Origin of the sequence: Clostridium sp. DMHC 10, assembly GCF_001270375.1 — a bacterium.
GTDB classification, from domain to species: Bacteria; Bacillota; Clostridia; order Clostridiales; family Clostridiaceae; genus Clostridium_S; species Clostridium_S guangxiense.
This window is the reverse complement of record NZ_LGVB01000015.1, coordinates 1164941-1185758: the sequence shown is the minus strand read 5'-3', so window position 1 is coordinate 1185758 and position 20818 is coordinate 1164941. Positions and strand designations below refer to the sequence as shown.

General features: G+C 32.2%; 17 protein-coding genes and 1 pseudogene. 13 read left to right on the top strand and 5 right to left on the bottom strand.

Going from position 1 to position 20818, the window contains the following annotated elements; translation table 11 throughout:
• The first annotated feature begins 111 nt into the window (after positions 1-111).
• Entirely contained in the window at positions 112-303 is a 192-nt protein-coding gene (locus AGR56_RS07535; RefSeq protein ID WP_053241752.1) for a ferredoxin, read from the top strand.
• Between the two features lie 163 nt (positions 304-466).
• Here the strand turns inward: AGR56_RS07535 and AGR56_RS07530 are convergent, their stop codons facing one another.
• Positions 467-1666, bottom strand: a complete 1200-nt coding sequence (locus tag AGR56_RS07530; RefSeq protein WP_053241751.1) for a PucR family transcriptional regulator — start codon at positions 1664-1666, stop codon at positions 467-469.
• A 405-nt stretch (positions 1667-2071) separates the two neighbouring features.
• On the opposite strand from AGR56_RS07530, the gene AGR56_RS07525 reads away from it, so the two are divergent.
• The 10 genes and pseudogenes from AGR56_RS07525 (at position 2072) to AGR56_RS07480 (ending at position 11125) form a co-directional block, all read left to right on the top strand.
• On the top strand, positions 2072-2455 hold the full coding sequence (locus AGR56_RS07525) for a hotdog domain-containing protein (protein ID WP_053241750.1): 384 nt from the start codon (positions 2072-2074) through the stop codon (positions 2453-2455).
• A gap of 12 nt (positions 2456-2467) precedes the next feature.
• Positions 2468-3286: a 3-keto-5-aminohexanoate cleavage protein gene (locus AGR56_RS07520; protein ID WP_053241749.1), complete on the top strand. Its 819-nt coding sequence runs from the start codon at positions 2468-2470 to the stop codon at positions 3284-3286.
• 415 nt (positions 3287-3701) lie between these two features.
• Positions 3702-4736: an L-erythro-3,5-diaminohexanoate dehydrogenase gene (locus AGR56_RS07515; protein WP_053241748.1), complete on the top strand. Its 1035-nt coding sequence runs from the start codon at positions 3702-3704 to the stop codon at positions 4734-4736.
• A gap of 279 nt (positions 4737-5015) precedes the next feature.
• Positions 5016-6296 (top strand): lysine 2,3-aminomutase, encoded by a 1281-nt coding sequence (gene ablA, locus AGR56_RS07510; RefSeq protein ID WP_053241747.1) that lies wholly within the window; start codon positions 5016-5018, stop codon positions 6294-6296.
• The gene (locus AGR56_RS07505) at positions 6280-7332 is read left to right on the top strand and encodes a hypothetical protein (protein WP_053241746.1); all 1053 of its coding nucleotides are present in this window, start codon (positions 6280-6282) and stop codon (positions 7330-7332) included. Before ablA ends, AGR56_RS07505 begins: the two co-directional genes overlap by 17 nt.
• On the top strand, positions 7329-7829 hold the full coding sequence (locus AGR56_RS07500) for a hypothetical protein (protein WP_053241745.1): 501 nt from the start codon (positions 7329-7331) through the stop codon (positions 7827-7829). The genes AGR56_RS07505 and AGR56_RS07500 overlap by 4 nt, the downstream gene beginning before the upstream one ends.
• 145 nt (positions 7830-7974) lie before the next feature.
• Entirely contained in the window at positions 7975-8196 is a 222-nt protein-coding gene (locus AGR56_RS07495; protein ID WP_053241744.1) for a hypothetical protein, read from the top strand.
• 88 nt (positions 8197-8284) lie between these two features.
• A complete protein-coding gene (locus AGR56_RS07490; RefSeq protein ID WP_053241743.1) occupies positions 8285-8764 on the top strand; it encodes a hypothetical protein in 480 nt (159 codons plus the stop codon).
• 2 nt (positions 8765-8766) lie between these two features.
• Positions 8767-10317, top strand: a complete 1551-nt coding sequence (locus tag AGR56_RS07485) for a lysine 5,6-aminomutase subunit alpha (RefSeq protein ID WP_053241742.1) — start codon at positions 8767-8769, stop codon at positions 10315-10317.
• An 18-nt stretch (positions 10318-10335) separates the two neighbouring features.
• A pseudogene (locus AGR56_RS07480) lies at positions 10336-11125 on the top strand (OAM dimerization domain-containing protein).
• Positions 11126-11333: 208 nt separating this feature from the next.
• Here AGR56_RS07480 and AGR56_RS07475 read toward each other — a convergent pair.
• From AGR56_RS07475 to AGR56_RS07465, 3 genes are all read right to left on the bottom strand, one after another.
• Positions 11334-12170 carry a carbohydrate ABC transporter permease gene (locus tag AGR56_RS07475; protein WP_053241741.1) on the bottom strand — a complete coding sequence of 279 codons (837 nt, stop codon included), beginning with the start codon at positions 12168-12170 and terminating at the stop codon, positions 11334-11336.
• Between the two features lie 12 nt (positions 12171-12182).
• Positions 12183-13034, bottom strand: a complete 852-nt coding sequence (locus tag AGR56_RS07470; RefSeq protein ID WP_053241740.1) for a sugar ABC transporter permease — start codon at positions 13032-13034, stop codon at positions 12183-12185.
• 269 nt (positions 13035-13303) lie between these two features.
• Positions 13304-14653 (bottom strand): ABC transporter substrate-binding protein, encoded by a 1350-nt coding sequence (locus AGR56_RS07465; protein ID WP_053241739.1) that lies wholly within the window; start codon positions 14651-14653, stop codon positions 13304-13306.
• A gap of 392 nt (positions 14654-15045) precedes the next feature.
• On the opposite strand from AGR56_RS07465, the gene pgmB reads away from it, so the two are divergent.
• Positions 15046-15696 (top strand): beta-phosphoglucomutase, encoded by a 651-nt coding sequence (gene pgmB / locus AGR56_RS07460; protein WP_053241738.1) that lies wholly within the window; start codon positions 15046-15048, stop codon positions 15694-15696.
• A 50-nt stretch (positions 15697-15746) separates the two neighbouring features.
• Positions 15747-18053 carry a glycoside hydrolase family 65 protein gene (locus AGR56_RS07455; RefSeq protein ID WP_053241737.1) on the top strand — a complete coding sequence of 769 codons (2307 nt, stop codon included), beginning with the start codon at positions 15747-15749 and terminating at the stop codon, positions 18051-18053.
• A gap of 156 nt (positions 18054-18209) precedes the next feature.
• Here AGR56_RS07455 and AGR56_RS07450 read toward each other — a convergent pair whose 3' ends face one another.
• Positions 18210-20597 carry a glycoside hydrolase family 31 protein gene (locus AGR56_RS07450; RefSeq protein ID WP_053241736.1) on the bottom strand — a complete coding sequence of 796 codons (2388 nt, stop codon included), beginning with the start codon at positions 20595-20597 and terminating at the stop codon, positions 18210-18212.
• Between the last annotated feature and the right edge of the window lie 221 nt (positions 20598-20818).

The window sequence follows — 20818 nt, the reverse complement described above, 5'->3', positions numbered from 1 at the left end:
GCCGATTTAATTAATTTAAATTTCATATATAGCTTATCTATAGAAATAGAATAAAAACATGATTAGTTGGCTATTATAAAGAGTATGAATAAACATGGTGGAGGCGTTAGAATGAAAGCTAGTGTTGACAAAAGTCAATGTATCGGCTGCGGACTATGTCCAAATCTTTGCAATGAGGTTTTTCAAATGGATGATGATGATGGAAAGGCATTTGTTAAAATTACAGATGTGCCTAGGGAAGCAGAGGAAGGCGCGAAGGAAGCAGAAGAGTCATGCCCGGTTAATGCAATCACAGTAATCTAGAACCAGTGCACAGTTCACAATGCACAATTCACAGTTATGGATGATTTTCTGCTTTTGCAGAAAATCTTACAGTTTATTATTTTTCAGATTTTTCTACGTTTTGAGTAGAAAAATCAACCTAAATTGTGCACTGTGAACTGTGAATTGTGCACTGATTTAATATTTACGAAAACAGTTCATAAAGATAAATTGCCAAGGTTAAGCTCAGTCTTGAGTAGTAATCATCAAAATCAATATCACATATTTGCTTCATTTTTTCCAATCTATTTTTTAAAGTATGTCTATGAATGTATATTTTTTCTGAAGCCAAATTTATATTAAATTCATTGTCTATAAAGGATTTTAGGGTGTAAAAATAATTTGTGTTATGCAGCCTATCGTATTCTATTAATGTGTATATTTTTTCTTGTAGAGATTTTGCAATATAGCTATCAGAATTAATAAGTCCAAGAGATTTAAAAAGCGGTAAATATTTATAAAAACAAATTCCTGTCTTAATATTTATTTTTTCTAATGTAGATAAGCTTGAACACGACTCCTTATATGCATTTAGCAAATTTTCTATTGAACCAAATATATTACTTGCTCCAATCAGTAATGCAAGATTTGACTCATTTTTACAGGATGATTTTAAAGTTTCAATTAATTCTATGCTTAAATTGTGAGTTGAAAGCTTTTGAGATGAGGATATTAAAAACATTATTTTATTATCTAAAATTTCAATAACAGTAGTAATGTTGTGTGAGTGGAAATAATTTCTGAGATTATTAATTACGTTAAGCATTGTATTCTCAGAAATGAGAGTATCATAAGTATTTATAATCGATAAAATAAATAAACATAAACTTGAATTTAAATTTAATTGCAAGCTATTTTTAAGCTGGTATGTGTCATGAAAATTAAGTTCTTTATTTGCTTTTAAGTTTTCGAAAATATGCTTGTAATTACCACTATGAATTTCATCGTTAAGTTTAATATTTATTGCATATGCGTTTTTAAGTACAACTTGAGTTATTATTGAAAAACTTAAATTCTTTGGAATTTCAAATATGGGAAAGTTATATTTATTTCCATCGGCTATTATATATTCAGGTATTTTATTTAAATAATATCCTGTTTGAATGCCCATTCCAGCTAAACCTTTTGAATGAAGCTTTAATATCAAATCTTTGTTTAAGTTTTCATCATCTAGTTTGTAGCCTGTAGTTAATAAAAGCTCATCCTTTTGGAGATAACTAATTTCGTCTAATATTTCCATTATATTTACCCATGCTATTTCGTTATTTATTCCATTTTGGCTTGTCAGTAATTTAATCCCATTAAGTGAATCTAGTTCAAATAAATTTTTAATAAGTAAAGGCAAAAGAATCAGCTCCTTTTATAGATAGACAGCGTGAAAGTTTGAAATTAGTAATACTAAATTCATCCTGATAAATTGAAGTTTAGTCCAGTGCACAATTCACAGTTCACAATGCACAGTTATTGTGAACTGTGTACTGTGTACTGTTTTTATACGGTTGTACATAATGTCCAATATTCGCGAATAAATAGGTACATGGCGTTTATTGTTAACTAGATAAAAATAAATTATAATAAAGTTAATTGATAAATTAATAATATTTAAGGCTAATAGCATAAAAATTATCAACATATATCTTGCTAAATAATATTATATCAATAAATGCAATTATTTGATACAGAATTTGTTAGTGACTTTCAAAATATACAATATATAATTTTATGACTTTTTTAATAGGGGGTATTTTTTATGGAAGAAGTAGTTGTAAGACTTAGAATGGGTTCTAGCGATGCACATTATGGTGGAAATCTTGTTGACGGGGCAAAAATGCTTGCTTTGTTTGGAGATGTGGCAACAGAACTTTTAATAAGACATGATGGTGACGAAGGTTTATTTAGAGCATATGAAAGCGTTGATTTTCTAGCTCCAGTTTATGCAGGAGATTATATAGAGGCAGTGGGCAAAATTGTTAAGGTAGGGAATACATCGAGAAAAATGGAGTTTGAAGCTAGAAAAGTAGTTTCACAAAGAACAGATATAAATGACTCGGCTGCAGATTTTCTTGAGGAACCAATAGTTGTTTGTAGAGCCACTGGAGTATGTGTTGTTCCTAAAGATAAACAAAGGAAATAAGGTGTGGATGTTATGGAAAAATTAATAATTACTGCTGCAATATGCGGTGCAGAGGTTATGAAAAAAGATAATCCTAATGTTCCATATACAGTTAAGGAAATTGTAAAAGAAGCTAGACTTGCATATGAAGCTGGAGCGAGCATAATTCATCTACATGTAAGAGAAGATGATGGGACGCCAACACAAAGCTTTGAAAGATTTAAAGCATGTATAGATGGAATAAAAGAAGAATGTCAAGATGTAATAATAGAACCTTCCACAGGTGGAGCAGTTGGAATGGATAATGACGAAAGATTAAGTCCTATATTTCTAAAGCCAGAAATAGCAAGTTTAGATTGTGGTACTTGTAATTTTGGTAAGAATGATATCTTTGTAAATACAGAAGAAACCATAAGGTACTTTGCTAAAAAAATGAAAGAGTTTGAAGTAAAGCCAGAGATAGAGGTATTTGATAAGGGAATGATAGATACAGCTATAAGACTTTATAGAGAAAAACTTTTAAAGGCACCTCTTCAATTTAATTTTGTTATGGGAGTAAGAGGAGGAATAAACGCAGGCTTAATGGATTTGGCATTCATGAAAGCAAGTATTCCAGAAGGTTCAGCATTTACTGTGACTGGTATAGGAAAAGCGCAATTTACAATGGCGGCCATGGCTATAGCAGCAGGTGGGCACGTAAGAGTAGGTTTTGAAGACAATGTATACATAAGAAAAGGAGTTCTGGCTAAGTCAAATGGAGAGATGGTTGAAAAGGCAGTTAGAATTTCAAAAGAAATAGGAAGAGAAATAGCAACTCCAAAAGAAGCAAGAGAAATTTTGCACCTGATATAAGGAAAGAACATTAAACTTTTAGAATAACTAGAATAGTTTTTACAACAATTATTACTTAGTTAGAGTACAAAGTACAAAGTACAGTGAAGGTTGATTTTCTGCTGATGCCGAAAATCTTAAACTTATTGATGCTTGCGCAATTAATATAAAAAGTAATTATATTTTATTTAGGTAAGTTAAGCGTTAAATGTGTAGTAATTCAGTTTTTAAATTTTCAAGTAGTTTAAATGTAATTGGATTATGCCAGAAATATATTAAAGATTTTTTGTAGTGAAGCGGAGAAAAATCCACATTCATTGTCCTCTGTACTTTGTACTCTGTCCTCTGGATTTTATGAGTTACTTCAAAAATTCTAGTTAAGTGAGTTGAAAGCTTACATGTAATTTAAATATAGCAGATAAGAGGGGGAAATAATATGCAGTCATCAAAATATGGAACACATAGAGTAATGGAGCCAAAAGGGGTACTTCCTCAGGCAGCTAAAAAAATTTCAAATAACATGGACATAATGGATAATGAAATACTAATAGATGTGCAGGCACTTAATATAGATTCTGCAAGCTTTACCCAAATAGAAAATGAACAGGGCGGAGATGTAGAAAAGATAAAGAAAAGAATACTTGAAATAGTAGATGAACGTGGAAAAATGCAGAACCCTGTAACAGGTTCAGGCGGAATGTTAATAGGCACTGTAGAAAAAATAGGCAAGGATCTAGTTTCGGAGGTAGATATAAAAGTTGGAGATAAAATAGCAACACTTGTTTCATTATCCCTAACTCCACTTAAAATTGAAAAAATAAAAAGCATAAAGAAAGAAATAGATAGAGTTGAAATTGAAGGTAAGGCAGTGCTATTTGAAAGCGGTATATATGTCAAGCTTCCAGATGATTTAAGCGAAAACCTGGCACTTGCAGTTCTAGATGTTGCAGGAGCACCAGCACAAACTTCAAAGATGGTAAAGCCAGGAGATAGTGTGCTTATATTAGGAGCTTTCGGAAAATCAGGAACACTTTGTTCCTATGAGGCAAGGAAAAGGGTTGGACCTACAGGAAGAGTAGTTGGACTTGTAGCATTTGAAAAAGATAGGGAAGAACTTATAAAGGCAGGCTTTTGCAATGAAGTTATTATGGCAAATGCGGTTAATCCAACAGAAGTTTTAGAAAAGGCACTTGAAGCAAATGACGGAAAAGAATATGACATATCAATTAACTGTGTAAATGTACCAAACACAGAAATGTCCACAATACTTCCAGTAAAAGATGAAGGAACCGCATACTTTTTTTCAATGGCAACAAGTTTTACAAAGGCAGCATTAGGTGCTGAAGGTGTTGGCAAGGATGTATCCCTTTATATAGGAAATGGTTACACAAAGGGACATGCAGAGATAGCAATAAATGAACTCAGAGAATCAAGTGTGCTTAGAAAAATATTTGAAGAAAAATACAATTGAGGCAGAGTACAGTTGACAGAGTACAGAGTACAGAGTACAGTGAAGGTTGATTTTCCTACGCTTTGCTGCGGAAAATCTAAATTAAAAATAATTATCTCCTTCAGCGAAGCTGAACATTACTAAGTTCTAAGATTTATCTGACGTAAGGAAGATAAATCCACCTTCACTGTACTCTGTCATCTGTACTCTGTACTCTCATATTTTAAAAATTACTTGCAACGCCGCAATATTTAGAATCTAAATATTACGGGTATACACAAAAATCGGGGGGGGTTTACAGTGAACAAGAGTAGAAGATTTGAACTTTTTAAAGATGTGCCAGATAGTGATTGGAATGATTGGAAATGGCAGGTTAAAAATAGAATAGAAAATGTAGATGAACTTAAAAAATATATTAAACTTACAAAGGAAGAGGAAGAAGGAGCTAAAAAGTGTCTTCAAAAATTTAGAATGGCTATAACACCGTATTATCTTTCTTTGATAAATCCAGAGGATGAGTTTGACCCAATAAGAAAACAGGCAATACCAACTGTAGATGAACTTACTATTTCGCCAGGAGATTTAGTTGATCCTCTTCACGAAGATGGAGATTCTCCAGTACCTGGTTTAACTCATAGGTATCCAGATAGAGTTTTACTGCTCATAACAAATCAGTGCTCAATGTACTGCAGACACTGCACAAGAAGAAGGTTTGCAGGACATACTGATAGCTGTCTTTCTATGGAGCAAATAGATAAATGCATTGATTATATAGCAGCAACACCAGAAGTAAGAGATGTACTTTTGTCTGGAGGGGATGCTCTTTTAGTAGACGATGATTTCCTTGAATATATAATAAAGAAATTAAGAGCTATAAAGCATGTTGAAATAATTAGAATTGGTTCAAGAGTGCCAGTGGTTATGCCTCAGAGAATAACACCTAAGCTTTTAAATATGCTAAAGAAATATCACCCAATATGGATAAACACTCATTTTAACCATCAAAATGAAATAACAGAGGAGTCTAAAAGAGCTTGTGAGGCTATTGCAGATGCAGGAATACCACTTGGAAATCAATCTGTGCTTTTAAAGGGAGTAAATGACTGTGTTCATGTAATGAGAAAGCTTGTAAATGAGCTTGTAAGAATAAGAGTAAGACCATACTACATTTATCAATGTGATTTATCAATGGGACTTGGACATTTCAGGACTCCCGTATCAAAGGGAATTGAAATAATAGAAGGACTTAGAGGACATACCTCTGGATACTGTGTCCCTACTTTTGTTGTAGATGCTCCAGGTGGAGGCGGAAAGATACCTGTAATGCCTAATTATGTTATAAGCCAAAGCAATGATAGGCTCATACTAAGAAATTTTGAAGGTGTTATAACAACTTATAAGGAACCTAAAAACTATTCTCCAGACTGTCACTGTGAGGTCTGTAGAGGTAAGAAAAAGATTCATCAAATAGGAATTTCGGCGCTTTTAAGTGGAGAAAAAATGTCAATAGAGCCAGAAAACCTAGATAGAGAAATAAGAATAGAAAAATATAAAGAGAGTAATAATGGCGCAGAAATATAAGGAATTTGAAAATTTTATTCAAAGAATTTCTCAGTATAAGACACTATCAATTATAGGGCTTGAAAAAAATACAGGTAAAACTACAACGCTTAATTTTATTATGAAGGCTTTAAAAAATAAAAAGCTTGCCATAACGTCTATAGGAAGAGATGGGGAGGAACAGGATGCAGTAACCTTTACCCATAAACCAAGGATATACGTTAAAACTGGAACTCTCGTAGCTACTGCTAAAAGCATGATTTTAAAAAGTGATGCTACTTTTAAAATAATTGGGGTTATGGATATAAGTACACCTCTTGGAAATATAGTTATTGCAGAAAGCATCACTTCTGGATTTCTCGAGATAGCAGGACCATCAACTAAAGAGAAAATAAAAGCTGTAATAGATGCGTTAAAGAAATGCGGTGCGGAGTTTACTATTGTAGATGGAGCACTTTCAAGAAAAAGTTTTGCAGCGCCAACAGTTACAGAAGTAGTAGTACTCTGCATTGGTGCAGCTTTTTCTCATAATATTTTTAAATTAGTAGAGGAAACAGAAAATTTAGTTTCATTATTTTCAATTACTAAGGCTGATTCAAAGGTTATAGAACTTTATGAAAAAACAATGAAAGAAACCAGAGTTGCTTTTGTATATGAAGATTACATTGAGAAGAGCCATGCCAATACTTCAATAAACGCGTATAAAGAGGTTATTTCAAGTTATAGTGGTGATTTAAAATATGTATTTATAAAAGGTATAGTTACGGATAAGTTTATGACAGAAATACTTAATTCAGATTTTAAAGTTAAAAAAGCTGCTTTTGTTGTGGAGGATGCTACAAAAGTTTTTATGAAAAAGAGTACCTATGATAGATTCGTGTTGAAAGGTGGAATAATAAGAGCAGTAGATAATATAAATTTAGCTGGAATAAGTGTTAATCCTTGGTCATCAGAAGGAATTGTACTTGAGTATGAGGATATATATATGAAGTTAAAAAACGAAATTAATATACCTATTTTTAGTGTAAAGCAATTTGATATGGATGTGATAGAATGACATTTTTAGAGGATAAAGCTAAGAAAAAAATAGGATTTTATTATGTAATGGATAGATTCAATGTTTCAAGTGTGTTTGGAAAGGAAACTTTTGCAGCATTAAAGCCAATAACTTCAAAAGAAGAACTTTTAGATGAGTACGAAAACATCGAAAAGTGCATAAATAAACAGAACTGTTTTGACCAATTTGAAAATATACTTATGAGATTTAGAGATATAAAAAATACTTTTAGGAGAAGTAAAACTGGGAATATCCTTGATGAGGTTGAGCTGTTTGAAATTAAAAATTTTGTTATTTTGTCATCGGAAATAAATAATCTGTATGAGGCATTTGAATTTAATTTAAAAGGGATTAAGCTATGTGATTTTGATGAAATATATAAGTTGTTAAATCCAATAGAAAATAGAAGTTCAAGCTTTTTTATATATGATGAATATTCTATAAAGTTATCTAAAATCAGAGATAAAAAAAAGAAAAATAGAAAAGTTTATTTATAAAGAGAAGAACAGCAGTAAAAGAGTACAGCTTTTAAAGGATAGAGCAGAAGTAGTAAATCATGAAAAAGAAGAGGAGTTTGCTATAAGAAAAAGTCTCACAAATGAAATATCAAAATATGCTGATAAATTAATTAAAAGCACATATATGCTTGGAAAACTAGATGTTATCATAGCTAAAACTCAATGTGCATTTGATTACAAACTTTGCAGACCTGTACTTTCAAATAAGATAAAAATAGTTAATGGCATAAATCCTATGGTAAAAGATAAAGTTGAGAAAAAGGGAGGCAGTTTTAAGCCTATTACCCTTGAACTTTTAAAGGGAACTACAGTTATTACAGGGGCAAATATGGGGGGAAAACTGTAGCTTTAAGCATAACAGCACTCAACTATCTTCTTGCATACATGGGTTTTTATGTTTTTGCAGACAGCTTTGAATTTGCCCCCTTGATTTTATGTGCTTTTTAAGTGAAGATGCAGAGTCACTTCAAAATGGACTTAGTACCTTTGGCGGAGAGGTTATTAAGCTTAAGAGGATTCTAGATGAACTTAAGGATAAGAAAGGCTTTATAATTTTTGACGAATTTGCACGTGGAACAAACCCAGAAGAGGGGAGCAATATAACTAAAGCTCTTGTTAAGTATCTTGGCAAGTTTGATTCTATAGTCGTACTTTCTACTCATTATGACGGAGTGTGCAGTTTTGCAGACGTTCATTATCAAGTAAAAGGTCTTAAAAATGTAGACATCAGCGTTATAAAGGACATTGAAAAAGAAGAAGAATTTTTAATGCTCATAAATAGATATATGGATTATTCTCTTGAAAAGGTTGAAAAAGGCACTGCTATTCCTAAAGATGCACTTAATATATGTACACTTATGGGATTAGACAACGAAATAATAAATACAGCAAGGGAATTTTACGAGGAGGGGTAAGGATGAAAAGTAAGCTTAATCTTGATTTCAACACAGTTAATAAGGCTAGAAATTGTGCTCACAATATAGCAGCAGAGGTTCAAAATTTTATCGATAAAAATACCACAGTTTCCGTTGAAAGAACTATATGCAGACTTTTTGGAATAGATGGAGTTAATGAGGAAAATATACCACTTCCAAATGTAGTGGTTGAAAATATAAAAAAGGGAAATAGACTATCAAAGGGTGCAGCTTATTATTTGAGCAATGCTCAGCTAAGCACAGGACTTTCAATGCAGGAGATAGCTAAGAAGGTTTCTAATGGAACTTTAAATTTAACGGATTTTAATTCAAAAGATATATTTTTGACTATGGATAATGCCATGACCATTGCAAAGAAAACAGTTGAAAGAATAAAGGTGAATAGGGAAAAGAGAAATAAATTTTTAAATTCCTATGGGGACAAAAAAGGTCCACTTTTATATGTAATAGTGGCAACAGGAAATATATATGAGGATATAACTCAGGCAGTTGCAGCAGCTAAGCAGGGAGCAGACATAATTGCAGTTATAAGGACTACAGCTCAAAGCCTTCTTGACTATGTTCCATATGGTGCTACAACGGAAGGTTTCGGGGGAACCTATGCAACGCAGGAAAATTTCAAGCTTATGAGGAAGGCACTTGATGATGTTGGAGCCGAGCTTAAAAGATATATAAGACTTTGTAATTACTGTTCTGGACTTTGTATGCCAGAAATTGCAGCGATGGGAGCCCTTGAGAGGCTTGATGTAATGCTAAATGATGCTTTGTATGGAATACTTTTTAGAGATATAAACATGCAGAGAACCTTTGTAGATCAATATTTTTCACGGGTAATAAACGGTTATGCAGGAGTAGTCATAAATACAGGGGAGGACAATTATTTAACTACGTCAGATGCCTATGAAGAAGCTCACACAGTTTTATCTTCACAATTTATAAATGAGCAGTTTGCACTTATGGCAGGTTTAAAAGAAGAACAAATGGGACTTGGTCATGCTTTTGAAATGGACCCAGAGCTTGAAAATTCCTTTGTGTATGAGCTTTCGCAGGCACAAATGTCAAGGGAGATATTCCCTAAAGCCCCTCTTAAATATATGCCTCCAACAAAGTACATGACAGGAAACATATTTAGGGGCCACGTTCAGGATACTTTATTTAATATGATCACTGTTTTGACAAACCAGAGAATTCACCTTCTTGGAATGTTAACAGAAGCAATTCACACTCCTTTTATGTCGGATAGAGCCCTTTCTATTGAAAATGCCTCTTATGTTTCAAAGGCAATGAAATCTCTTGGAGATGAGATAGAATTTAAAGAAGAAGGCATTATTCAAAAGAGAGCAGATTTTGTGCTTAAAAAATCCTATGAACTTTTAAAGGAAATAGAGAGAGATGGAATTTTTAATACCCTTGAAAAAGGTGCTTTTGCAGGGATAAGAAGAGGAAGAGACATGGGCAAAGGTCTTGATGGAGTTTTTGAAAAATCTGAAGAATACTTTAACCCATTTTTGGACTTAATGCTAAATAAATAATGAAAGGAGAGATGCATTGTGAGTGGAGGTTTATATTCTCTTGAGAAAAAAGAGTTTGATAAAACATTAGATTTAACAAAAGTAAGACCATATGGAGATACCATGAATGATGGTAAGGTTCAAGTTAGTTTTACACTTCCTCTTTCTGATTCCGAAAAGTCGACGGAGTCAGCAAGAATTTTAGCTAAGAAAATGGGGCTTGATGATATCGATGTTGTTTGTCATAAAAAGCTTGATAAAAACTTTACCTTTTATGTTTTATATGGTTCTCTTAAGCACACTGTTGATTACACAGGTATAGTAGTTCAAACTGTTGATGTAGATACAATGTCCATGAGTGAAGTTGATAAATATATAAAAGAAAATATAAAGAGAAAAATTGTAGTGGTTGGAGCAAGTACAGGTACGGATGCCCATACTGTAGGTATAGATGCAATAATGAATATGAAAGGCTATGCGGGACACTATGGACTTGAAAGATATGACATGATAGAAGCTTACAATCTTGGAAGTCAGGTTGAAAATGAGGACTTTGTAAAGAAGGCAATAGAACTTAAGGCGGATGTGCTTTTAGTTTCTCAAACCGTAACTCAAAAAAAATGTTCACATAAAAAACCTTGTGAATTTAGTTGAAATACTTGAAGCAGAAGGAATTAGAGATAAGGTTGTACTTGCCTGCGGCGGCGCTAGAATAACTCATGAACTTGCAAAGGAACTTGGATATGATGCAGGTTTTGGTCCAGGAAAGTTTGCGGAAGATGTAGCAACTTTTGCAGTAACTGAGATTGTGAACAGGAAGCTGGTATGAAGTGAAGGCCGTAAGTGAAGCAACAATATTGAAGAAACTGTTTAAATAAAATTTTATAAATCTTAGAGAAAAATATCCAAAATACTTAGAGGTTTCAATTTGTCTGAGCGATTAGCGAGTTATTGAAACGTCTTAGGATTTTGGATATTTTTATCTTAGATTTATTAATTTTATTTAATATTTTTTCTATATTGTTACGTAGCTTTTTTTATTTTATACTTCCAGCAGTAACGGATTTTATAATATGCTTTTGTGCGAAGAAGTAGAAAATAATAACAGGTATTATATCTAATATTAATCCGGCTAAAGCTAAGTTCCATTGCTTTGTGTACTCTCCAAAGAAGAAGAAGGTTTTTAATGGAATAGTCATAGTATTAGGCTTATTAATTACTAGTGAAGGAAGTAGGTAGTCGTTCCAGATCCATACTACGTTTAGAACTGAAACAGTTACAGACATAGGCTTTAAAAGAGGAAATATTATATACCAGAAGGTTTGAAATTTGCTGCATCCATCTAGTACTGCGGCTTCATCAAGTTCCTTTGGAATACTTTTAAGAAATCCGTGATACAAGAACACTGATAGAGAAGCTCCAAAACCAAGGTACATAAAAATTAATCCACCTACATTTAAAAAATGTAATTTCCCCATTAATCTTATGAGCGGAAGCATTACGGATTGAAAAGGAACAATCATTGAAGCTACGAACAACATTAAAATAATATTGCTTATTTTGCTCTTTGTTCTCTCTAACATCCAAGCGGCCATAGATGAAAAGATTATAATTATGGCGACGCTGACAATAGTAATAAATAAAGAGTGAAATAGAGAATTAAAAAAATCAAGTTCCCTATATGCATCTTTAAAGTTAGCCCCAATTATGGATTTTGGAAGTGCAAGAGTACTTGCAAACAATTGGGCCTTTGTCTTAAATGCGTTTACAACAATTATATAGAAAGGAGATAAAAATAGTAATGCCATTACAATTCCTATTATAGAAATAATACAATAAGAAATTTTAATTTTATGTTTGTTCTTCTTAGCCATTATACTTCCACCTCACCTTTTTTTTGAGAAATATACTTGTGTTAGGGAAACGGCGCCTACAAGTAAAAAGAATATAACTGCTTTTGCTTGGGCAACCCCCATAAGGTTAAACTGAAAAGCTGTATTGTAGATGTTCATTGCAAGCATTTCAGTTGAATTTGCAGGACCGCCAGCTGTTAAAGACAAGTTTTGATCATATAATTTAAAGCAATTTGAAAGGGTGAGAAAAATACTTACAGTGAATGCTGGTCTTATTAATGGTATTGTTATGTTCTTGATTTTTTGCCATGCATTAGCACCGTCAATTTCAGCAGCTTCCAGTGTTTCAGCAGGAATGTTTTGCAAGGATGATATATAAATTACCATTAGGTATCCGGACATTTGCCATGCCATAATTATAACAAGACCAGCTAGACCAGTACTACTAGTTGAAAGCCAACCCAAAAGCCATTTTGTGTGGGTAGCTGTACCAATTGCTGCAAATACTTGTATAAATATAAATTGCCATATAAATCCAAGTATAAGTCCTCCTATTAAGTTTGGCATAAAGAATATTGTTCTTAGAATGTTATTTAATTTAGATTTTCTTGTAACTAAAAGTGCTAAGCCAAAGCCAATACAATTTAGTACGATAAGAGATAATACCGTAAATTTTAATGTAAATAAAAATGAATGCATAAAGGTTGGATCTTTAAAGGCCTTAGCATAATTTTTTAAACCAGTCCATTTTATATCTGAATCAATTCCATTCCAATCTGTAAATGAATAATATATTCCAGAAACAAGCGGTATAAGCTGAACTACTATATAGGCAATAAGAACTGGAGCTAGGAATAACCAAAATGATAAATTCTTTTTTTTCATTAAAATTCCCCCTTATAGGTTTTGAACTATGTATTCAATTTATTACAGGAGGGTAATGAGCTTATGATCAAAACCCTACACTTTTAATTAGTAATGGTTTGTTACTACTATTGTTGTTATTAAAGAAGAATTAAATATATATGGGGAATGGGTTTATGCCCAAACCCCTTGATGATAGTTGATACCAAATCTCAGCCTTTGGTGTTACTGAGAAAGTGCTTTTTTGAGGTTCTAGAAGGATAATGGCTTCGCCCAAACCTCGTATATGATTACCTTGTAGCGGCCCATTGATCTTTGGCATCTTTAACTAATTGATCCCAAGTCATATCACCTGAAGTGTATTTTTGAATGTCAGCGCCAAGTTTGTTTTGTCCCCAGCCAGTAGGATATCCCATGAATACCCAAGGTATTGTTTTGCCTGCTTTAGAGTACTTTGTTAATTCTTTTGATATAGGATCTATAGGTTGTAAGTTTGAAGCATCATAACCTTTTAATGCTGGTATAAATTTAAAATCATTTATTATCATGTTTTTACCCTTGTCAGATGTGTAAAGCCAATTTAAAAAGTCTTTTGCAGCTTTTTTTGTTGCTGAGTCTTTCTTACAATTTACAGCCCAGTACATAGGAACACCAACAGGTACGGAATCTTCTTTAACACCCTCTATTGGCATTGGGAGTAATCCCATATTATCAGCTATGTCCTTGTTAATTCCTGAAACTGTAGAATAAATCCAGTTTCCTTGTTCAATAATTGCAACTTTACCTAAGGAGAATAACTTTTCAACTTGAGTTGAATAATCAACACTGTTTATAGATTTATTTGTTCCATCAGGTTTGTATGCATATTTATTTTGTATATCTAGTAATTTCTTGAAGCCATCGGCATAAGTAAAGTTAATAGTTTTTGCTTTGAAAGCAGATACACCATCTTTTAATTCTAATGCAAATGGTACATTTGAATCATGTAATCCTGCAACCCAAGTTTCTTTCCCAGCGGTTCCAAATACAGCGTCAAGTCCAAGATCTTTTTTCTTAGAATCTAAAGTTGTAACTGCCTTTTCAAGAGCTGCATATGAGGTTATTGAATCTGGATCAATACCTGCTTTCTTGAATATAGATTTGTTATATATAAAACCGTAACCTTCCATATCAAATGGCAAACCATATATTTTTCCATCTGATTTAACAGCATCTAAAGTTCCATCATATGCTTTTGAAACCCATGGTTGATCCGATAAATCTTCAAGTTTTGCTTTCCAATCTTGTACATCTTGTGGACCGCCAATATTGTATATTGTTGGCTCATCACCAGAAGCAAATTTTGTTTTGAGTGCGGCACCATAATCTTGACCGCCCCCAACTGTCTGTACGTTTATAGTGACATTCTTATGACTTGACTCGTAATCCTTTACAGCCTTATCAAGAGCAGCTTTACATTCAACTTTGAATTGAAATATATTTACGGTAACCTTTTTTGAAGAATCGCTTCCCCCACTACTGCTTGCGCAGCCAGTGAACAATCCTGTAGTTAAAGTTAATGCACAGGCAAGTGCGGTTAAACTTCTAATTTTTTCATATATATCCCTCCAAGTTTTAATAAATAATGCAATCGCTTGCATTTATGCTTATTATAGTTAATATGGTTAGTTATGTCAAATTTGTTATTATGCTCAATATAGTCAATTATATAATGTTTGGATAAAATATCTTACTTTAGTTCCATATTTTATCTAAAACTATAATTGACTTTTTCAAATTAAATAACCAATAATAAATATATAAAGCACCAATGCGAAATCGGTTGTATTAGATTATATGAACAAAGTGTAAAAAATATGAGTGTCAGTATAAAATATTAATTATTACATTATTTAAAATAAAGTTTTATAAAAATAAAAACGATTGCAATACTTATTGACTAGAAGGAAAAAATGTTCTATAATGATTAAAAGTGCGCAATCGATTGCATAAAGTCGATTTTTAAATTGCAGATATATATGGGGGATAATAAATGAGTAAAATTGAAGGATGTATATTCGATTTAGATGGAGTTATTGTAGATACAGCAAAATATCATTATTTAGCATGGAAGAGGTTAGCAAATGAGTTGGGATTTAAATTCACAGAGGAACAAAATGAAAGATTAAAAGGTGTAAGTAGAATGAAATCACTTGATATACTTCTAGAGATTGGCAACCTTAACTTTAGCGATAAAGAGAAAATTGAATTAGCAGAAAAAAAGAATAATTGGTATGTTGAGTATATATCTAATATGGATAGTAATGAAATCTTACCGGGGGCAAAGGAGTTCTTGCAAATTGTAAGAGATAATGGAATGAAGACAGCATTAGGCTCTGTAAGTAAGAATTCTATGACGATACTTAATGGACTTAATTTAGCAAAGTATTTTGATGCTATTATTGATGGTAATAAAGTTACACATGCGAAACCAAATCCAGAGGTTTTTTTATTAGGAGCTAAGGAAATTGGAGTACCACAGGCAAATTGTGTTGTTTTTGAAGATGCTGTCTCTGGAATTGAAGCTGCTATTAATGCAGAAATGTATTCTATAGGTATTGGAAGTAAAAAAGTATTAAGTAGAGCTAATATTGTTATTGATTCATTAGCAGATATGAAAATAGGAATGTTAGATTTACTTTAAGAGTAGTATTATCATAAAATAAGGTTTTATTGAGAGCGAGGGGAATTCAATTGAAAAAATATTTTGAATTAGATCCATGGAACATTATACAGAATAAGCTGGAACCTGAAGATAATAGAGTTGCAGAGGGTATATTTAGTATTGGAAATGGCTATATGGGTCAAAGGGCAAATTTTGAAGAGGATTACAGTGGTGAGACACTTCAGGGAAGCTATATGGCAGGAATATATTACCCTGATAAAACTAGAGTTGGCTGGTGGAAAAATGGTTATCCTGAATATTTTGCAAAAGTACTTAACTCTACAAATTGGATTGGCATAGGTGTAGAGGTTGATGGAGATAAGCTTGACCTTGAAAAGTGTAAGGTTGAGAATTTTGAAAGAGTGCTCAATATGAAACAAGGATATCTTTGCAGAACATTTACTGCAGAATTTTCAAGTGGCAAAAGGATAAAAGTAGAAGCGAAGAGATTCGTTAGCATAGTGAATAAGGAAATTGGGGCTATAAAGTATTCCATAACTCCATTAAATTTTAGTGGAATGATAAGCTTTTCGCCATATTTGGATGGAGACGTAAAAAATACAGATTCAAATTATGACGAGAAGTTTTGGAGTGAAGTTTCAAAGAAAACAGAAGATGGGCAAGCATTGCTTTTAATTAAAACCAAAAAGTTGGACTTTTATCTCTGTTCTTTAATGAAATATGATGTTTTAAAACAAGCCGAAAAATGTAAGTGCAATGTTGAACATTTTGAAAAAGAAAAGTTTGTAGGGAATACAGTAGAAGTAAGAGTAAAAGAAAATGAAAAGGTAGCTATTGTAAAATATGTTGCAAATGTTACATCAAGAGATTTTAAACCTAATGAATTAATTGAAGTTGGAGAAAAAATTCTACAGAAGGCTTACAATAAAGGCTATGAAAACCTTTTAAATGAACAAGCTGAAGCTTGGGAAGAAAAGTGGAAAGAAAGCGATATAATAATTGAAGGTGATGTATCTGCACAGCAAGCAATAAGATTTAATATTTTTCAATTAAATCAAACTTATACAGGAGAAGATGATAGATTAAATATTGGGCCAAAAGGATTTACTGGTGAAAAGTATGGTGGAAGCACTTATTGGGATACAGAGGCCTATTGCATTCCATTTTATTTGGCTACTGCAGATAAGAAAATAGCAAGAAATTTACTAATTTATAGGTATAAGCAGCTTGAAAAGGCAAAAGAAAATGCCAGAAAGCTGGGATTTCAAAAAGGTGCACTTTATCCTATGGTAACTATGAATGGAGAAGAATGTCATAATGAATGGGAAATTACTTTTGAAGAAATACACAGAAATGGTGCAATAGCTTATGCTATATATAACTATATAAATTACACTGGTGATAAATTGTATTTAAGTGAATATGGATTAGATGTACTGGTGGAAATATCAAGATTTTGGGAAGAAAGAGTTAACTATTCAGAAGAAAAGCATAAGTATGTGATTTTAGGAGTAACAGGACCAAATGAGTATGAAAATAATGTCAATAACAATTGGTATACAAATAGAATTGCATCATGGACTTTAGAATATACAATAGAGGCTTTAGATTATGTTAAAAATAATGAAACCTCAAAATATGAAGAGTTAATTAAAAAATTAGGTTTAAAGGAAGAAGAAATAGCCAAATGGAAAGACATCATAAACAACATGTATTATCCTGTGGATGAAGGGTTTGGAGTATTCTTACAGCAGGACGGGTATATGGATAAGGAGCAGATATTAGTAAAGGATTTGGATCCAAAGGAGCTTCCGCTTAATCAGCATTGGTCTTGGGATAGAATTTTAAGGTCCTGCTTTATTAAACAAGCAGATGTACTTCAAGGCTTATATTTTCTTCAGCATTTATATGATAAAGATACAATTAGAAGAAATTTTGAATTTTATGAACCAAGGACTGTACATGAATCTTCCTTATCTCCATGTATTCACTCAATATTGGCGGCTAAACTCAATAAAGAGGATAAAGCATATGAACTTTACTTGAGAACTGCTAGGTTAGATTTGGATAATTACAACAATGATACAGAAGATGGATGTCACATTACAAGTATGGCAGGAACATGGATGTCTGTGGTAGAAGGTTTTGGTGGACTAAAGGTTAAAAATAATATGCTTACGTTAAATCCTTTTATACCAAGTAAGTGGAAGTCATTTTCGTTTAAGGTGATGTTTAGAGGATGTCTAATTAAAGTAAAAGTAGGAAAAGATAATATAAAAATAAGCAATGAAAGTAAGAAGGATATAAAGATATTAGTTAAAAATAAACCATATTTTATTAATTCATTAAAAGATATTACTATATGTGCAGAGTGACTATAACAAAAGACCACACTAAATGGTTAGTGTGGTCTTTTTATAAATATAAGGCGTCGGTGGTTATATATAGATAAACCGCTTTAACTATTGAAATTGATTTGTTTATCTATACACAAGCATGTGAAAATATAGGTATTCTTTTTTCATATCATCCTATATTATTACAATTTCAGAGACTCTTTCAACATTGAAGTTTATGGTGTTGTCTGAAGGTGTAAACTCAGTTATTTTGCCATCTGCTAAAATGCTGGATGGTTTTAGGTTGGTAATAATATTGAATTTAAAGCCTTTGTAATGATTTCTATAATCGCTTTTAGTTTCATTGATTTTAATCTTAATGCAGTTTGATTCTTTATAAGCTTCAAGCTTATATAAATTGTAATTACCATTTTTATAGTCAAAGCTTTGACCATCATCTTGATAATGAATATAGCTTATATTTTTGCCATTTCTAGATAGATAGATATTAAAAGTAAGTTCATCTATGCTTTTTTCACCTACATAATTTTGTACGGGATAGTTAGGTAGAGCACTTCCAGCTTTTATATATATAGGGCATGTATCTAGTGGAGCATTTTTAATTATAAATTGACCACCAGAGAAATACTCATTTGTCCAGTAATCAATCCAATCATCGCCTTCAGGTAAATAAACCATTCTATTTGTTTTACCTTGCTCTACAATTGGTGCTACAAGTATACTATTACCACATAAGAATTCATCATTTATTTCATAAGTATTTACATCCTTTTCATAATGAACTAATAAAGGTCTTATTATTGGAAGACCATCACTTTCTCCCTTCCAGAAAAGATCATAAAAATAAGGAATTAATTTATATCTTAATTTGATGTACTTCCTACAGATATCCTCTGTTTTGCCATCAAAAGCCCATGGTTCTTGATCTCTTGTAAATATTGAAGAGTGATTTCTAAATAGGGGAGTAAAAGTACCAACTTGTATCCATCTTGATAAAAGTTCAGCGCTGCAGTCAAAGCCAAAGCCTCCAACGTCTGTGCCGCAGAATGCAAAGCCGCTTAAACCCAAATTCATAAGCATTGGTAAGGACATACGAAGATGTTCCCATAAGCTTTGATTATCTCCAGTCCATACTGTAGAGTATTTTTGCGTACCAGCATAGCAGGCTCTTGTTATTACAAAAGGTCTTTTATTTGTGAATTTTTTGATGCCTTCATAAGTAGCTTTTGACATATAGTGCCCATAAACATTGTGGATTTCTTTATGAGATACTTTAGTGCCATCATTATCAAACATAACATCATCTGGAAGTGGACCTTTAAAGCTTGCAGGTTCGTTCATGTCATTCCATATACCTGCTACCCCGTAATCTATCATTATTTTTTGATTATCTGCCCACCAATTTCTTACTTTGCTATTTGGAAAATCAGGATAAAGTGATTCACCAGGCCAAACCTCATTTACATAAGGAACCCCATCTTTATCCGTAGCAAAATAATTATTTTTTATACCTTCATCATATATTTTATAACCCTTGTCTTTTTTTACTCCAGGATCAATGATTGTTACAACTTTAAAACCGTTTTCCTTTAATTTAGATAAAGTTTTATTAGGATTTTTGAACTTATCCTTATCCCAAGTAAAAACCCTATAGCCATCCATGTAATCAATGTCTAAATATAGTGCATCACATGGAATATCCTTTTCCCTAAAATTTTTGGATACTTCAATAAGCCTTTCTTCAGGTGTATAAGACCATCTGCATTGCTGATATCCAAGTGTCCAAATTTGAGGAATAGGAGTTCTACCAGTCAAACATGTATAATCTTTAATTACTTCTTTTATTGAAGGTCCATAAATAAAGTAGTAGTCTAAGTTTCCATCTACGGCTCCAAAGGAATAGTAATTGCTGTTTTCTTTTCCCATATCAAAGTGCGATTCAAAAGTATTGTCTAAAAATATTCCAAAGGCTTTATTATCTTTTAAAGTTATAAAAAATGGAATTGATTTGTAGAGTGCCTCGAAGCTTTCTACATGAGGAGCTGCGTTATCTGTGTTCCACATTTTATAATGGTAACCTCTCTTATTTAAGTGACCGGTTTTGTCTCCAAAACCATAAAAGAAGGTATTATCGTCTAATTTTTTTAAGACATTAAATTTATAATTACCAAGCTCTGAATTGATCTCATGTCCTTCTTTAAGGGCTAGCTCCAGAGATTTAGGAGTTACACCTCTTTTTATAAAAGGATCTCTTCGATTTCTATAATCCTCGCAGAGCATATTTCCATCAAGATCATAAATATCCACCTTAAAGTTGTCAAATATATTTACTTTTAATTTATTAGTACAAATAGTAATTTTAGAATCATCCCTTTTGACTTTAAGGTTTGTTTCTTTTGCTTTTATATCATCTATAGCCTTTGAATTGTGCTCGGCTTGTTTTAATGGAATGAAAAAGTTAATAATGGAGGCTGTTATGACTTCAATAATTGCTTTGTTATGTTCAAATAATACTTCTATTTTGTTTTTGTTTTGATTATAACCTTGAATTTTACCAAGCATATTGTGATCACTCCTTTTTATAAATAAATCAGTTTAAATTGACCTTTAATACCTTAATTAATGTAGTAAAATCCTAGACGTGTATAGGATTTCATGGCAATGTTTTGCAAAGGTACAATAAGCGGTAAACAAAACGTTTGCACATGATTTTATTATATTAAAATAACCTTTTCATGTCAAATATATTGTGACATGAAAGTTATATACAATAAGATAAATTT

Bases quoted from the DNA above. Each gene is read 5' to 3' on its own strand.
- AGR56_RS07490 (WP_053241743.1), top strand. From the start codon at position 8,285: ATGTGCTTTTTAAGTGAAGATGCAGAGTCACTTCAAAATGGACTTAGT.
- AGR56_RS07465 (WP_053241739.1), bottom strand. From the start codon at position 14,653: ATGCAAGCGATTGCATTATTTATTAAAACTTGGAGGGATATATATGAA.
- AGR56_RS07525 (WP_053241750.1), top strand. From the start codon at position 2,072: ATGGAAGAAGTAGTTGTAAGACTTAGAATGGGTTCTAGCGATGCACAT.
- AGR56_RS07500 (WP_053241745.1), top strand. From the start codon at position 7,329: ATGACATTTTTAGAGGATAAAGCTAAGAAAAAAATAGGATTTTATTAT.
- pgmB (WP_053241738.1), top strand. From the start codon at position 15,046: ATGAGTAAAATTGAAGGATGTATATTCGATTTAGATGGAGTTATTGTA.
- AGR56_RS07515 (WP_053241748.1), top strand. From the start codon at position 3,702: ATGCAGTCATCAAAATATGGAACACATAGAGTAATGGAGCCAAAAGGG.
- AGR56_RS07505 (WP_053241746.1), top strand. From the start codon at position 6,280: ATGGCGCAGAAATATAAGGAATTTGAAAATTTTATTCAAAGAATTTCT.
- AGR56_RS07520 (WP_053241749.1), top strand. From the start codon at position 2,468: ATGGAAAAATTAATAATTACTGCTGCAATATGCGGTGCAGAGGTTATG.
- AGR56_RS07450 (WP_053241736.1), bottom strand. From the start codon at position 20,597: ATGCTTGGTAAAATTCAAGGTTATAATCAAAACAAAAACAAAATAGAA.
- AGR56_RS07495 (WP_053241744.1), top strand. From the start codon at position 7,975: ATGCTTGGAAAACTAGATGTTATCATAGCTAAAACTCAATGTGCATTT.
- AGR56_RS07485 (WP_053241742.1), top strand. From the start codon at position 8,767: ATGAAAAGTAAGCTTAATCTTGATTTCAACACAGTTAATAAGGCTAGA.
- AGR56_RS07470 (WP_053241740.1), bottom strand. From the start codon at position 13,034: ATGAAAAAAAAGAATTTATCATTTTGGTTATTCCTAGCTCCAGTTCTT.
- AGR56_RS07475 (WP_053241741.1), bottom strand. From the start codon at position 12,170: ATGGCTAAGAAGAACAAACATAAAATTAAAATTTCTTATTGTATTATT.
- AGR56_RS07535 (WP_053241752.1), top strand. From the start codon at position 112: ATGAAAGCTAGTGTTGACAAAAGTCAATGTATCGGCTGCGGACTATGT.